The sequence below is a fragment of the Delftia sp. WSY_7 genome, assembly GCF_043104845.1.
Taxonomy (GTDB): Bacteria; Pseudomonadota; Gammaproteobacteria; order Burkholderiales; family Burkholderiaceae_C; genus Comamonas; species Comamonas tsuruhatensis.
On sequence record NZ_JBICLB010000005.1, the window covers coordinates 106,064 to 120,457 of the forward strand.

General features: G+C 66.2%; 11 protein-coding genes. 6 read left to right on the top strand and 5 right to left on the bottom strand.

Going from position 1 to position 14,394, the window contains the following annotated elements; translation table 11 throughout:
• Nucleotides 1–9: 9 nt before the first annotated feature.
• Nucleotides 10–1,338 carry an RsmB/NOP family class I SAM-dependent RNA methyltransferase gene (locus tag ACF8ME_RS01825; protein ID WP_017405190.1) on the bottom strand — a complete coding sequence of 443 codons (1,329 nt, stop codon included), beginning with the start codon at nt 1,336–1,338 and terminating at the stop codon, nt 10–12.
• A gap of 92 nt (nt 1,339–1,430) precedes the next feature.
• On the opposite strand from ACF8ME_RS01825, the gene ACF8ME_RS01830 reads away from it, so the two are divergent.
• The gene (locus tag ACF8ME_RS01830) at nt 1,431–1,703 is read left to right on the top strand and encodes a DUF1653 domain-containing protein (protein WP_392415041.1); all 273 of its coding nucleotides are present in this window, start codon (nt 1,431–1,433) and stop codon (nt 1,701–1,703) included.
• Between the two features lie 7 nt (nt 1,704–1,710).
• Here ACF8ME_RS01830 and purN read toward each other — a convergent pair whose 3' ends face one another.
• Nucleotides 1,711–2,289: a phosphoribosylglycinamide formyltransferase gene (purN, locus tag ACF8ME_RS01835; RefSeq protein ID WP_016445757.1), complete on the bottom strand. Its 579-nt coding sequence runs from the start codon at nt 2,287–2,289 to the stop codon at nt 1,711–1,713.
• A 96-nt stretch (nt 2,290–2,385) separates the two neighbouring features.
• Between purN and ACF8ME_RS01840 the strand changes: the two genes are divergently transcribed.
• The 3 genes from ACF8ME_RS01840 (at nt 2,386) to ACF8ME_RS01850 (ending at nt 5,542) form a co-directional block, all read left to right on the top strand.
• Complete coding sequence (locus ACF8ME_RS01840; protein ID WP_016445756.1) at nt 2,386–3,066, top strand: YceH family protein; 681 nt, start codon at nt 2,386–2,388, stop codon at nt 3,064–3,066.
• Between the two features lie 109 nt (nt 3,067–3,175).
• Complete coding sequence (locus tag ACF8ME_RS01845) at nt 3,176–4,357, top strand: acyl-CoA dehydrogenase family protein (protein ID WP_017405188.1); 1,182 nt, start codon at nt 3,176–3,178, stop codon at nt 4,355–4,357.
• Nucleotides 4,358–4,426: 69 nt separating this feature from the next.
• Nucleotides 4,427–5,542, top strand: a complete 1,116-nt coding sequence (locus ACF8ME_RS01850; RefSeq protein ID WP_016451097.1) for an acyl-CoA dehydrogenase family protein — start codon at nt 4,427–4,429, stop codon at nt 5,540–5,542.
• A 102-nt stretch (nt 5,543–5,644) separates the two neighbouring features.
• Here ACF8ME_RS01850 and ACF8ME_RS01855 read toward each other — a convergent pair whose 3' ends face one another.
• The 3 genes from ACF8ME_RS01855 to ACF8ME_RS01865 form a co-directional block, all read right to left on the bottom strand.
• Nucleotides 5,645–6,592, bottom strand: coding sequence for a bestrophin family protein (locus ACF8ME_RS01855; RefSeq protein WP_016445753.1), 948 nt, complete (start codon nt 6,590–6,592; stop codon nt 5,645–5,647).
• 123 nt (nt 6,593–6,715) lie between these two features.
• Nucleotides 6,716–9,031 (bottom strand): IPTL-CTERM sorting domain-containing protein, encoded by a 2,316-nt coding sequence (locus tag ACF8ME_RS01860; RefSeq protein WP_392415043.1) that lies wholly within the window; start codon nt 9,029–9,031, stop codon nt 6,716–6,718.
• Between the two features lie 347 nt (nt 9,032–9,378).
• A complete protein-coding gene (locus tag ACF8ME_RS01865; protein WP_016445751.1) occupies nt 9,379–10,080 on the bottom strand; it encodes a response regulator transcription factor in 702 nt (233 codons plus the stop codon).
• Between the two features lie 168 nt (nt 10,081–10,248).
• Here ACF8ME_RS01865 and ACF8ME_RS01870 point away from each other — a divergent pair, with 168 nt between their 5' ends.
• Together ACF8ME_RS01870 and ACF8ME_RS01875 are read left to right on the top strand one after the other, a co-directional pair.
• The gene (locus ACF8ME_RS01870; protein ID WP_392415045.1) at nt 10,249–12,228 is read left to right on the top strand and encodes an ATP-binding protein; all 1,980 of its coding nucleotides are present in this window, start codon (nt 10,249–10,251) and stop codon (nt 12,226–12,228) included.
• The gene (locus tag ACF8ME_RS01875; protein WP_392415047.1) at nt 12,216–14,285 is read left to right on the top strand and encodes an ATP-binding protein; all 2,070 of its coding nucleotides are present in this window, start codon (nt 12,216–12,218) and stop codon (nt 14,283–14,285) included. The genes ACF8ME_RS01870 and ACF8ME_RS01875 overlap by 13 nt, the downstream gene beginning before the upstream one ends.
• Nucleotides 14,286–14,394 lie beyond the last annotated feature (109 nt).

The window sequence follows — 14,394 nt, forward strand, 5'->3', positions numbered from 1 at the left end:
GTCTGCAAGTTACGGCTTCCGGGTCCAAACGGCGGCGAAAAACCCGTCCGTCTCATGGCGCTGGGGCCACAGGCGCAGGTACTGCGTGCCGGTCTCGCCGCCGCTGCACAGCACATCGCCCCGCTCCACCTTGAGCTGGGCCAGAAGTTCTCCGGCATCCATGGCCACGAAGTCAGAGTGCTCCGCTGCAAAGGCGTCGGCGATGGCTTCGTTTTCCTGGGGCAGGACCGAACAGGTGGCATAGACCAGGCGTCCGCCCGGCTTGACCAGCCGCGCAGCACTGGCCAGGATGGCCGCCTGCTTTTGCGTGAGCTCCTCGATGGCCTTGGCCGACTGGCGCCACTTGAGGTCGGGATTGCGGCGCAGCGTGCCCAGGCCCGAGCAGGGGGCATCAACCAGCACGCGGTCGATCTTTCCGGCCAGGCGCTTGACGCGGTCGTCGCGCTCATGGGCGATGGCCGCGGGGTGCACGTTCGACAGGCCCGAGCGCGCCAGGCGCGGCTTCAGGGCCTCGAGCCGGTGGCCCGAGACATCGAAGGCGTACAGACGCCCCGTGCTGCGCATCGAAGCACCAATGGCCAGGGTCTTGCCGCCTGCGCCTGCACAGAAATCGACCACCATTTCGCCGCGCTTGGCATCGAGCATCAGCGCCAGCAGTTGCGAGCCTTCGTCCTGCACCTCGATGGCACCGCGCGTGAAAGCGTCCATCCGGGCCAGCGCCGGCTTGCCCTGCACACGCAGGCCCCAGGGCGAGTAAGGCGTGGCTTCGGCGGCGATGCCGGCATCGGCCAGTTCCTTTTGCACATCGGCACGCTTGGCGTTCAGCGCATTGACGCGCAGATCCAGCGGCGCGGCCTGCTCCATGCTCTGGGCAAAGGCCCAGAAGTCATCGCCCAGTTGCTGCTGTAGCGGCGCGACCAGCCATTCGGGAAGGTTGTGGCGGTGCGGCTCCATCAGTTCGTCGGGACGCACGGCCTCGCAGGCGTCCAGCCATTGCAGCTCCTGCGGCGACAGCGCGGCGCGCACGAAGCTGCGTGCGTCCTTGACACCTTGCTCGGTCTTGCCAGCCACGCGGGCCAGTGCCTCCTGGCTGTGGGCAAAGCCCAAAATGGCCAGCCTGCGTTCACGCGAGCCGCTGCCAGAACGCGCCAGGCTCTCAAAAAGCAGCTTCTTGCGCAGCACGGTGTAGGCGGTCTCGGCCAGCGCAGCGCGCTCGCGCGGGCCCAGGTTGCGGTTTTCACGGAAAAAGCGTGACACCACGGCGTCGGCCGGATGTTCGAAAGTCAGGGTGCGCTTGACCAGTTCGGCGCAGGCGTCGAGAAGCTGTTTGGGATGCATGGGCGCAATTGTCCCACTGCCTTGCAAATCCGAGAGGGCCACAGGTCGGAACCCGCAGCAGCCCCCGGCTGGCGCAGCTACCATGGCGCCCCATGACCGACGACGACCTGCCTCCCCTGATCCCCACTCCCCCGGGCCTGTACCGCCACTACAAGGGCGCCCTCTACGAGGTGCTTGCCACCGTGCGCCACAGCGAAACGCGCGAGTCCATGACCCTGTACCGCGCGCTCTACGGCGAGCGCGGCCTGTGGGTGCGGCCGGCCGCCATGTTCAACGAAACCGTGGTCATCAACGGCGTGGAGCAGCCCCGCTTTGCACGCTGCCCCGAAGTGGAGCAGCAGGCCTTTCAGAGCGAAGGCCTGTGAGCAGACCCTAGCCCCGCATCAACTGCGCCACGGCGCGCGGGTAGATGATGTGCTCCTGCACCAGCACGCGCGCGGCCAGTGCCTGGGCCGTGTCGCCGGGCAGCACGGGCACCACGGCCTGCTCCAGGATGGGGCCCACATCCAGCTCGGCCGTCACGCGGTGCACGGTGCAGCCGGCGAAGCGGCAGCCTGCATCGATGGCCCGCTGGTGCGTGTGCAGGCCCGTGAAGGCGGGCAGCAGCGAGGGGTGGATGTTGATCATGCGACCTTCGTAATGCGCAACGAAGCCCGGCGTGAGGATGCGCATGAAGCCGGCAAGCACGACCAGCGCGGGCGCGTGCCGGTCGATCACCTGGGCCAGCTCGGCGTCGAAGGCCTCGCGGCTGGGGAACGGGCGGTGGTCCAGCACCTCGGTGGCAATGCCCTGCTCGCGCGCGAAAACCAGGCCCGAAGCCTCGGCCTTGTTGCTGACCACGGCGGCCACGCGGGCGCCATAACGCCGCGCCCAGTCCTGTTGCTGCGAAGCACGCACAATGGCAGCCATGTTCGAGCCGCCGCCCGAGATCAGGATCACGATATTTTTCATGGGCGGCGATTGTCGCACCGCGGGCCGCGCGGCCTGCGCCAGCCCCGGCAAGGCCCATGGCCCTGCCGGGCCTTGTCACCTCTTGCCCTCAGACCCATGCCATTCGATCCCCGCTCCACCCCCTTGACCGCCGTCGAAGCCCGCGTGCTGGCCACCCTGATGGAGAAGGCGCGTACCGTGCCCGACAGCTACCCGCTCACGCTCAACGCACTGGTGACGGGCTGCAACCAGAAAAGCAGCCGCGATCCGGTGATGGAAGTCAGCGAGGGCGAAGCCCAGGAAGCGCTGGACAGCCTGCGCCTGCGCACCATGTCCGTGCAGATCAGCAGCGCACGCGCCACGCGCTGGGAACACAACTTCCCGCGCGGCGTGGGTGTGCCCGACCAGAGCGCCGTGCTGCTGTCCCTGCTGATGCTGCGCGGCCCGCAGACGGCTGGCGAGCTGCGCATCAACTCCGAGCGCTGGCACCGCTTTGCCGACATCTCCTCGGTCGAAGCCTTCCTGGAAGAGCTGCGCGAGCGCAGCGAGGAAAAAGGCGGCCCGCTGGTCGTCCTGCTGCCCCGCGCGCCCGGCGCGCGCGAACAACGCTGGGCCCACCTGCTGTGCGGCCCCGTGGACGTGAACGCGATCGCCTCGGCCCCTGCGGCAGCAGGCGCACGCGGCGATGCCCTGGCCCAGCGCGTGGTCGATCTGGAAGCCCAGGTACGCCAGCTGCAGGCACGTCTGGCACATGTCTACGCCCAGCTGGGTCTGGAAGAACCCGATCAGCCTGCCTGATATCCGGCGGCCGTGAAGCCATCAGGGATTGCCATAGGTTGTCACGCCCTGGACAGTTCAAAAAAGAACGCGCGTGCTACAAAAGCCGGGATTGAAGGAGACACAGTCCATGGACCTGGCATTTACCCCTGAAGAACAGTCCTTTCGCGAGGAAGTCCGCGCCTGGGTGCGGGCCAACCTGCCCCAGGACATAGCGCACAAGGTGCGCCATTCGCTGCGCCTGACGCGCGACGACCTGCAGAACTGGGCCAAGATTCTTGGCAAGAAAGGCTGGCTGGGCTACGGCTGGCCCAAGCAGTTCGGCGGACCCGGCTGGAACGCCGTGCAAAAGCACCTGTTCGAGGAGGAATGTGCCCTGGCCTGCGCGCCGCGCATCATTCCCTTCGGCCCCGTGATGGTGGCGCCCGTGATCATGGCCTACGGCACGCCCGAGCAGCAGCAGCGCTTTCTGCCCGGCATTGCCAGCGGCGAAGTGTGGTGGAGCCAGGGCTACTCGGAGCCGGGCTCGGGCTCGGACCTGGCCAGCGTCAAGACCCGCGCCGAGCGCGTGGGCGACAAATACATCGTCAACGGCCAGAAGACCTGGACCACGCTGGGCCAGTACGGCGAATGGATCTTCTGCCTGGTGCGCACCAGCAACGAGGGCAAGCCCCAGACCGGCATCAGCTTCCTGCTGGTGGACATGAAGAGCCCTGGCGTGACCGTGCGCCCGATCAAGCTGCTGGACGGCGAGTGCGAGGTCAACGAGGTCTTCTTCGACAATGTGGAAGTGCCGGCCGAGAACCTGATCGGCGAGGAGAACAAGGGCTGGACCTACGCCAAGCACCTGCTCAGCCACGAGCGTACCAACATCGCCGACGTGAACCGCGCCAAGCGCGAGCTGGAACGCCTCAAGCGCATCGCCAAGGCCGAAGGCGTCTATGAGGACCAGCGTTTCCGCGACGAGATCGCCAAGCTCGAAGTCGACGTGGTCGCGCTGGAGATGCTGGTGCTGCGCGTGCTGTCGGCCGAGAAATCGGGCAAGAACCCGCTGGACATCGCCGGCCTGCTCAAGATCAAGGGCAGTGAAATCCAGCAGCGCTACTCCGAGCTGATGATGCTGGCCGCAGGCCCCTTCAGCCTGCCCTTCATCGAAGAAGCCATGGAAGCCGGCTGGCAGGGCGACTTCCCCGGCGGCGTGGCGGACAACGCGCCGCTGGCATCGACCTATTTCAACATGCGCAAGACGACGATCTACGGCGGCTCCAACGAGGTCCAGAGAAACATCGTCGCTCAGACGGTGCTGGGCTGATTTTGGCTGGAGTTTCGCTGACCCCAGAAGTGCGCCGGACGCGCTTCGATCAGCTTCGGGAGACAGAAAATGGACTTTGATTTTTCGGATGACCAGCAGCAACTGCGCGACGCGGTGCGCCGCTGGGTGGACAAGGGCTACACCTTCGAGCGCCGCCGCTCCATCGTCGAGGCGGGCGGCTTCTCGCGCGAGGCCTGGGGCGAGCTGGCCGAACTGGGCCTAACGGCACTGACCGTGCCCGAGGAGCACGGCGGCCTGGGCCAGGGCGCCACCGACGTGATGGTGGTGATGGAAGAGCTGGGCCGCGGCCTGGTGATGGAGCCGCTGGCACAGGCCTTCGTGGCATCCAGCGTGCTCGGCCAGCATGCCGACGCCTCCGTGGCCGGCCAGTGGCTGCCGCGCGTGGCCAGCGGCGAGGCCCTGGTCGTGCTGGCACACCAGGAGCGCCAGGCCCGTTACCGGCTCGACGTCTGCGCGGCCACGGCCGGCAAGAGCGGCAGCGGCTACACGGTGGATGCCACCAAGAGCGTGGTGCCCGCAGGCGACGCGGCCGATGCCTTCCTGGTGCCGGCCCAGCTGGACGGCAAGATCGCCCTCTTCCTGGTGGAGCGCGGCGCCAGCGGCGTCAGCACCCAGGGCTACCGGACCCAGGATGGCAGCCGCGCCGCCGAGCTGCGCTGCCAGGCGGCCCCCGCCACGCTGGTGACGACCGATGGCCTGGCCGCCCTGACGCTGGCCCAGGACGTGGCCAACGCCGCCCTGTGCGCCGAAGGCGTGGGCGCCATGGAGCAGACACTGAAGCTCACCACCGAGTACATGAACCAGCGCAAGCAGTTCAACACGGTGATCGCCAGCTTCCAGGCCCTGCGCCACCGCGTGGCGGACATGAAGATGCAGCTGGAGCTGGCCCGCTCCATGAGCTACTACGCCAGCCTCAAGATGAACACGCCCGAGGCGGAGCGCCACGTGGCCATCGCGCGCGCCAAGGTCCAGCTGGGCCAGTCGCTGCGCTATGTGGGCCAGCAGTCGGTGCAGCTGCACGGCGGCATCGGCGTGACCGACGAGTACGCAGGCAGCCACTACTTCAAGCGCCTGACGCAGATGGAGATGACGGGTGGGGACACGCTGCACCATCTGGGCATCGTGTCCGGGAAGATGCAGGACACGGCCGGCGTGTTTGCCTGAGCCTCGGGTACCGCTTCAGACCACCAGACCCCGCAGGAAACTGCGGGGCTTTTTCATGGGCTTTTCATGGGCCTTTGCTTTTTCCCATGCTTGCCCGCCGCCTCAGGTCAGCCTGTAGCCCTCGGGCCTGAGCGGCGCGGGCAGATCCGTCTCGCCCAGCGTGCGGCCCAGGCTGATCTCGATGGAGCGGCAGATGGTGTCCAGCGGCAGGTCGTTGCTCTCCAGGCCAAAGGGCTCTTCGAGTTCATCGCCAAGGGCGTCGAGCCCATAGAAGGTGTAGGCCACGATGGCCACGACGAAAGGCGTCATGAACCCGGTCGTGTCCACCAGGCCGAACGGCAGCAGAAAGCAGTACATATAGGCCGTGCGGTGCAGCAGCAGCGCATACGAGAACGGCATGGGCGTGTTGCGTATGCGCTCGCACGAGGCGGCAGCGGCCGTCATGCGTGTGAAGGTCTTGTCCATGGACGCGGCCAGGCAGGGCTCCATCTCGCCACGGCGCACACACTGCGCCAGGTCATGCCCCATGGACATCATCAGTGCGTCGCAGCGCTGCTCCAGCGGCAGGGCCTGGATTTGGCGCCATTCCCTGTCCACGAGCCAGCGGCCGGCTTCGGCATCGTCGTGCAGGCCCCGCAGCTGGGACCGCAGCGAATGCGCGAAGGCAACAGCCCGGTGCACCATGCGCACGCGCACGTCGCTGTCGCGGCGCCGGGGATCGGGCACCGTGTCCAGCGCAATCAGGCTCTGGCACTGGCGCGCCAGCGTGCGCGCGCAGATCACCATCTCTCCCCAGAGCTTGCGCCCTTCCCAGTAGCGGTCGTAGGCGGTGTTGTTGCGAAACCCCAGGAAGATGGCCAGCGGCAGGCCGATCAGCGTGAAGGGGATGGGCGTCACCGTGATCTTCACGTCGAAGAGATTGCCGTGCACCAGGGTGATGATGGCGGCAAACACGATGTTCACGAGCAGCGTGACCTGGATGCGCTGGAGCACCGAGCCCCGCAAAATCAGAAACAGCCTGAGGCCGGCGGGGCGATCACGGACGATCATGGGGCGAATGCTAGGTATAAACCCTTATTCGATCACATATTGAGCATGTCAATGGGCTGCGGCCATGCTCCGAACCAAAAAAAGGCGCCCCGAAGGGCGCCCTGCGTCACGACCGGTTGCCGGTCACAGCGCGTTGAAGCGGCGGCGGCGCACCATGCCCCAGCCCATGATGCCCATCAAGACGGACATCAGGATCAGGCCCCATTCGGAGAGGGTGGGGATGGAGGCGGGCGATACGGCCACGGCCACCGCGCGGGAAGCCGTGTTGTTGGCCGGGTTGGCATCTCCGGTCGCACCGGTGCTGCCCGTCAGTGCCACCGCCCCCACGGAGCTGGGCGTTCCGCTGACCGTGCAGGTCACGCTGGCGCCCGCAGGCACGGCATCCCCTGCGGACCAGGCTGCATTGGAGGGGCTGATGCGGCAAGCGCCCTGGCTGACGCCAGGCGGCAGTCCCGTGACTGCGCACGAGGTCCCTGCCGATGCATCGGCCGAGCCCTGGTTCTTGCAGACAAAACTGCCGCTGTAGGGCGTGCCGGCAGTGAACGCGGTCGGCAGGCCGCTCAGATCGACGCCCATGTCGGGCACTGCAACGGTGGACACATTCATGGTCGCGGTGTTGTTTGCCGCATTCGAATCATCCGTTGCGCCCGTGGTGCCCGTGACCGTGGACGAACCTGCGGCCGTGGGCGTACCGCTCACCTGGCAGGTGACCGTGGCTTCCACCGGCACCGCATTGCCCGCCACCCACGCGGCATTGCCGGGGCTGATGGAGCATGCGCCTTGCGTCACGCCAGCCGGCAGGCCGGTGACGGCGCAGGAGGTGCCGCTCACGGCGTTGGCCAGGCCCTGGTTGCTGCAGGTGAAGCTGCCGCTATAGGGAATGTTCAGCGGCGAGGTGGAGGGCAGTCCGCTCAGATTGACCTGCATGTCCGGCGCTGTGGTGACCGTGATGTTCGATGTGGCCGTGTTGTTGCCCGGGGTCAGGTCGTTGTCGCCGCCCGTGGTCACCGTGACCGTCGAGCTGCCGCCTGGACCCGTCGGTGTGCCGGAGACCAGGCAGACCACCGTCTTGCCCACAGGCACCACGGCGGGCTGCATCCAGGCCGCGCCGTCTATCGTGCATTGGCCTGCCGTCACGCCAGGGGGCAGACCGGAGGCATCGCAGATGGCCTGGCCTGCGCTGGCTGCACCATCGTTCTTGCAGGAGAAGCTGCCGGTGTAGGGGACGCCGACCACGGCGGTGGGCGGGAGTCCGGAGACATCAGGCACCATGTCGCTGCTCGCCGCGGGAGCCAGCAATTGGGTCTGCACCATGGCACCGAGCAGGGTCGAGGTCAGGTCGCCTCCGATGGTGTAGTTGCCGTTGTTGATCTGGTCTGACGGCGTGCCCGCAGGAACCTTCACGGTCATCGTGAACGTGCCCGACTGCCCGGGTGCCAGGGTCCCAAAGTTGCACTGGGCAGGGTCTGAACTGCCCACGGCCGGGGCCGTGCAAGCGCCGCCGTCGCCGGCCAGCGACACGAACGTGGTCGGACTGACGCCCGCATCCGTGCCCACGGGCATGGCGGGCGTGACCTTCACGTTGTTCACCGGGGTGCTGCCGTTGTTCGTATAGGTATAGGTGTAGGTGATCTCCGTGCCGTCCGCCTTGGGCGCGCTGACAGGCCCGGACGCGCTGATCCACAAGGTCTTGGGCAGGGTCGTGCCGAAGTTGTCAACGTACAGATGGCCTGCGTGGCCACCGGCACTGCAGGCCGAGGCCACGGCCTGCAGCCTGACCTTGTCGCCTACCCGCAGGTAGGCATTGCCAGGAGCGACATCGTAGGCCTGGGGGTCGGTGTAGTTCTGGATGGCACCGCCCTTGTCGGTAAAGGTCTTCCAGGGTGCTCCCGGCTCGCCGCCGTAGTGGTATTTGAAGAACAACTCCTGGGGTGAGCCCGTCAGATCCGTGGCGGTCTGGGCGTCATAGGTCTTGACCAGCGAGATGGCAAAGTAGGGGCGATCCTCGCCTCCGTGATTGCTGGCGTACTCAAGCACGGGCGCCGCGACAAATCGGATGTGGATCTTGCCGTCCTGGTCGATGTCATCCGCAGTCAGCGTCACTTCCTGGGTGATGGAACTTGCCGTATTGACCTGCTGGGTCCAGCCGGCGAGTCCCCCCGTGACATTGTTGGACCGCGGTATCACGTTGCTGGCTGGGGTGGTGCTGTTCGCCTTGAGGTTGATGCGGGCAGAGTGGGAGCCTGCCAAAGTCAGTTTGAGGGCGGACTGGCCGGCGTCACCCCGGAACAGGACTTCGTCTGCAGCGCCTTCCGAGCCGCTGTCGATTTCGACCAGATGAACCTTGCTGCCGGGCGGCTGCAAAAGCAACTCGCTCAGGCTCTTCGGATTGGTCTGGGTCCCATTGTTGGTCCAGGCCTGAGCCGTCCAGCCAGTCAAGTCTCCCGTCTCGAAATCACCATTCAGAAACGCCGCCTGTGCCCCCGCACCGATCACCGCCAGGGTGCCAGCCGCGATCAGGCGTCTCGCCTGCCTCCAAGCGTTCATGCGCGGCCCTGTGGGCCGGATATGCAAACTCTGTCTCGCCATACCATTCCTCTCTCCATGTGTGTTTGATCACGGATGAAAACCCCGACGGCCCACGCCGCCGGCTTGCGCACACCGCCAGCACCAAGCCGCCCAATCACGCGCACGCGCTTTTGCAGCAAAAAAATGGGCGAACGAATCCCTTCCGCATGCCCGGACGGCAGCGGTTCAAAAAGCTGAAATGGAGAAGAAAAAGGCGCCTAAGGCACGAACACCAGCCCTCGACCAAACACGGCCCTCACCGGCAGGGCCAGCCCGGAGATATCCAGGGTCTTGCGGCGAAGCCGCGTCAACTGCGATTCAATGCGATGAAAACCGTCATCCACATCGGCATAGCCCATGGCCTCGATCAGGGTCTGCTTGGACACCATGGTCCCGGGGGTGGCCATCAGGCAGCCGAGCAATTCCAGCTCGCGGCTGGTCAGGGCAATGATCTGGTGGTTGGGTGCGACCATGCAGGCCGACAGGGGGTCAAGGCGCCAGGTCAGGAATGGGGCGGACGCCCTGCCCGGCTGACCGGTGTTGCGGCGCAGCTGGGAGCGGATGCCGGCCACCAGCTCGTTCATGTCGGTGGGCTTGACGAAGTACTGCAGCGCGCCGGCATTGAGGCCGGCAATGCGGCTGTCCAGATCGCCGCGTGCCGTGAGCACCACCACGGGGATCTCCTGCTCGGCCAGGCGCTTGACCAGGCTCAACCCGTCCTCGCCGGGCAGACCCAGGTCGACGACGACCAGATCTGCCTTCTCGCGCAGTAGCTTTATGTAGAAGTCTTCTGCAGAATCCGTGCCCCAGGCATGCAGGCCAGACTTTGTTAAAAATCGACACACATTGATACGAATATCCTCGTCGTCCTCTACGACGGCGACGGTGAACTCGATCGATGGCTCTAGTGTCTGCTGCATGATGTTTGCCTATTGGTGCGCGGATTTTCATTGGGGTGAACGTCCGCCGCCATGCACGAACACTCTCGAATGCTCACAGTTCAGAGAAACACACAAAAATTTACTTTTATTGCATGGATCACGGTATCGCTCGGGCTGCTCGCATTTTTCGTGCTGAGCCCGGCAACCATGTCTCCCCCTGACAAGGGACTGCGTCTGGGCAAGGACCTGCCGATGCAGGTGCTTGCCGATGCGGGCCGCAGCATGACCATTGAACAGGTCGCGGCCCTGCCCGATGATGCCTTCGAAACCCGGCGCACGCCTCTGAACGAGGGCTATACCCGCCAGGCTTACTGGGTGAGGGTGGCCATGCCTGCCCTCGCACCCGCCAGTGCGCTGGCCGGCAATGATCCGCTGTGGCTGGAGATCACGCCCACCTATCTGGACAGGGTCACGCTCTACCAGCAGGCGAATGGCCTGTGGCAGGCACGCGAAAGCGGCGACACGGTGCCCATGGCCCAGCGCATCCATGTGCGCCAGCTGGTGTTTCCACTGCGCGCCGGCCAGCCCTTTGTGCTGCGCATCGAGACCAGCAGCGCCATGCAGCTGTACGCCACGGTCTGGCGCAGCACGGGGCTGATGGCCTGGCTGTCCAGCGTGGAGTGGGCCTCGGGGGTGCACCAGGGCGTGAACCTGGTGCTGACCTTGCTGATCGCCGGCGCAGCCCTGGCCCTTCGCATGCGCAGCCTGATGGCCATGACGCTGCTGGCGTTCGTGGTTCTGACCCACAACGCCAATGTGCGCGGCTATGCCCAGCTGTGGCTGCCCGAGCCCTGGGCGCCGCATGCGGATATATGGGTGAGCGTGGGCGTCTTCCTGCTGCCTGCCGCCTTTGCCTGGCAGGCACGCGAGACCTTGACGCGCGGCACGATCTGGCGCCGCATCGACCGCATGCTGGTGCTGCTGACCTTGGCGCCGCTGCTGGCCTTGCTCAGCATTCCCATGGGGCACTACACGCAATGGGCCTGGCTAGGAGTCAGCGTCCCCTGGATGGCCAGCATGCTGAGCGCTCTGGTGGCCTGGAAGAACCTGCTCCGCCAGGGCACCAGCATCGTCAACCTGCTGGTGCTGATTCCCTACACGCTGCATGCGGTCATGGGCATCCACGTGGCTGCAGCGTTCACGGGGCTGGTGTCCTCCGACATCGAAGCCGGCATGTACTGGCAATTGGAATCGCTGCTGCTGTACATCCTCATCATCATTGCCGTGGGCGCCAGCCTGGTCGAGAAATTCCAGAATTCCATGGACAGGCAGGCGCAACTGGTGGAGTCGCTGGCCCGCTCCGAGCACGCGCTCGAAGGCCGGGTACGCACACGCACGGCCGAACTGTTGCATGCACAGAACGCGCTGCAGGCCGCGCTGCACGGCGAACGCACCCTGCGGCTGGAGCAGCGCCAGTTCTTCAACATGGTCAACCATGAATTCCGCACGCCGCTGGCCGTGGTGGACAGCGCGGCCACGGAGCAGTTGACCTTTCCGTCCACCGACATCGACTCCCAACTGGAGCGGGCCGCCCAGATCCGGCGTGCCTGCAGGCGCCTCACGGCCCTGGTGGACAACTGCCTGGTCAGCGACCGCCTGGACGCGCCTGCGTTCCGGCTGCAGCTCGACCGGGTTCCGGTGACGGACCTGATCGACGATGCCGTACAGCTCGTGCACTGGTCGCGCCGCCATCATCTGAGGCTGGAGACTGCCGGCATCCCCGCCTCCTGGCAGTGCGATCCCACGCTGGTGCGCATCGCCCTGTCCAACCTCGTGGACAACGCCGTGAAATATGCCCAGGCCGGCGAAATCGCCGTGTGTGCCCGCCTGGACGGGCAGGGCCGGCTGGAGCTCACCGTCAGCGACGAGGGCCCTGGCCTGGCGCCCGAGCTGGCGCAGCGCATCTTCGAGCTGCACGAGCGCGGAGAGCGCTCGGACCAGACCCGAGGCTTCGGCCTGGGCCTGTGGGTGGCCCGGCGCGTGGCCCAGATGCATGGCGGCGATGTGCAGGTCACGCCAGCTGCGGGCGGAGGCACCTGCTTCACGCTGACGCTGCCCTGCAGCATTCCCGAAGACAGCGGCCTTGCCACAGCTGCAACACAGCCCGCCTCGCCATGCGTATCCTGAACCTGCTGCGTGTCCTGAACCGTCTGGCGCTGCCGGGCTGGCTGGTGTTTTCGCTGGTGCTGGTGGTCTGCTTCATCCTCAGTCCGACCTGGCAGTCCCTTCCAGCCAAGCGCCTGCAGCTGGGCACGGACCTGCCCATGCTGGCGCTTGTCGATGCGCAGGGCAGCCTCACCATCGACCAGGTGGCAGCACTGCCCGATACGGACTTCACCGCGCTCGACACACCGCTGAACAAGGGCTACACGCGCGATGTGTATTGGCTCAAGGTGCAGGCTCCCTATATCGCGGCCGGGAAGATCGACCCCGAGCAGGACCCTCTGTGGCTGGAGATCCTGCCCAGCTACCTGGACCAGGTCGCACTGTACCAGTACATGGACGGCGCCTGGCGCATGCGCAGCAGCGGCGATACGGCAACCGGCGAACCACGGGTCCATGTGCGCCAGCTCGTGTTTCCGCTGTACACGGACCAGCCCTTCATCCTGCGCGTGCAGACCTCAAGCCCCATGCAGCTGGACGCCACGATCTGGCGCAGCAGCGGTCTGATGACGCAGTTCTCGGCCGTGGAATGGGCATCGGGCATCCACCAGGGCATCAACCTCATGCTGGCCCTGCTGATCATCGGGGCAGCCCTGGCCTTGCGGTTGCGCAAACTGGCCGCCATGGCCGTGGCAGCCATCGCCGTACTGATACACGGCGCCAGCGACCGGGGCTACCTGCAGATCTGGCTGCCCGACCATCTGGCGCACTGGGGCCATCTGTGCGTCAGCCTTGGCACCCTGATGCTTCCCGCCGCCCTGGCCTGGCAGATGCGCGAGCTGCTGACCCGCGACACACGCTGGCGGCGCATGGACCGGGCCCTGCTCGCCCTGGGAATCATCCCGTTGCTGTGCCTGCCAAGCATCCCGCTCGGCCGCTACCAGGACTGGGCCTGGATAGGGGTCGGCGCGCCCTGGGCCATCAGCGCGCTGTTTGCGGTGGTCGCATGGAGCAATCTGCTGCGCGATCGTGCCAGCCTGGTCCATGTGCTGATGGTCGTTCCCAGCACCATGTACGGGCTCATGGGGCTGTATGTGACGGCAGCCTATGTGGGCCTTGCCAGCCTGCCCACCATAGAGACCAGCGTTTTCTGGCAGCTCAACACCTTGCTGGTCAACATCGTGATCACCGTGGCCGTCGGCGCCAGCCTGATCCAGAAATTCCGGGACTCCATGGCACGCCAGGCACAACTGCTCGAATCCCTGGCCAAATCCGAGCATGCGCTGGAAGAGCGCGTGCGGCTGCGCACGGCCGAGCTGCTGCGGGCGCAGAACGCGCTGCAGGCGGCGCTGCACAGCGAACGCACGCTGCGACTGGAGCAGCGGCAGTTCTTCAACATGGTCAACCATGAGTTCCGCACGCCGCTGGCCGTGGTGGACAGTGCCGCCACCGAGCAACTTTCCTTTCCCTCCCCCGACATCGACTCCCAGCTCGAACGCGCCGCCCAGATCCGGCGCGCCTGCAGACGCCTCACGGCCCTGGTGGACAACTGCCTGATCAGCGACCGCCTGGACGCTCCCGCCTTCAGGCTGCAGTTGCACCGCGCTCCCGTCATGGAGCTGGTCGATGATGCCGCGCAGCTCGTGCACTGGTCTCGCCGCCACCGTCTGCGCCTGGACAGCGCGCAGGCGCCCGCCATCTGGGAGTGCGACTCCACGCTCATCCGCATCGCACTGTCCAACCTCGTGGACAACGCCGTGAAGTACGCCAAGGCCGGAGAAATCACCGTGCGTGCGCGCACCGACGACCGTGGTCAGCTGGAACTCACCGTCAGCGACCAGGGCCCAGGCCTGGCGCCCGAGCTGGCGCTGCGCATCTTCGAGCGCTTCGAGCGCGGCCACCGCTCCGACCAGGCCCGCGGCTTCGGCCTGGGCCTGTGGGTCGCCCGGCGCATTGCGCGACTGCATGGCGGCGACATACAGGCGGCACCTTCACCGGAGGGCGGCACGAGCTTCACGCTCACGCTGCCGCCGCATCCCGCTCCCGCTGCGCAGTCCAAAACCTTGCAGACAGCGGCTTGAAACATGATGCGGCGAAGAATCCACGATAATGAAAAGTTCGCCACTGGCGTGGCCTGTCGGCATTTGCCGCCATCAAGGCCCGCCTCATCCTGGCCATAAACACACACCT

Bases quoted from the DNA above. Each gene is read 5' to 3' on its own strand.
- ACF8ME_RS01825 (WP_017405190.1), bottom strand. From the start codon at position 1,338: ATGCATCCCAAACAGCTTCTCGACGCCTGCGCCGAACTGGTCAAGCGC.
- ACF8ME_RS01830 (WP_392415041.1), top strand. From the start codon at position 1,431: ATGACCGACGACGACCTGCCTCCCCTGATCCCCACTCCCCCGGGCCTG.
- purN (WP_016445757.1), bottom strand. From the start codon at position 2,289: ATGAAAAATATCGTGATCCTGATCTCGGGCGGCGGCTCGAACATGGCT.
- ACF8ME_RS01840 (WP_016445756.1), top strand. From the start codon at position 2,386: ATGCCATTCGATCCCCGCTCCACCCCCTTGACCGCCGTCGAAGCCCGC.
- ACF8ME_RS01845 (WP_017405188.1), top strand. From the start codon at position 3,176: ATGGACCTGGCATTTACCCCTGAAGAACAGTCCTTTCGCGAGGAAGTC.
- ACF8ME_RS01850 (WP_016451097.1), top strand. From the start codon at position 4,427: ATGGACTTTGATTTTTCGGATGACCAGCAGCAACTGCGCGACGCGGTG.
- ACF8ME_RS01855 (WP_016445753.1), bottom strand. From the start codon at position 6,592: ATGATCGTCCGTGATCGCCCCGCCGGCCTCAGGCTGTTTCTGATTTTG.
- ACF8ME_RS01865 (WP_016445751.1), bottom strand. From the start codon at position 10,080: ATGCAGCAGACACTAGAGCCATCGATCGAGTTCACCGTCGCCGTCGTA.
- ACF8ME_RS01870 (WP_392415045.1), top strand. From the start codon at position 10,249: ATGTCTCCCCCTGACAAGGGACTGCGTCTGGGCAAGGACCTGCCGATG.
- ACF8ME_RS01875 (WP_392415047.1), top strand. From the start codon at position 12,216: ATGCGTATCCTGAACCTGCTGCGTGTCCTGAACCGTCTGGCGCTGCCG.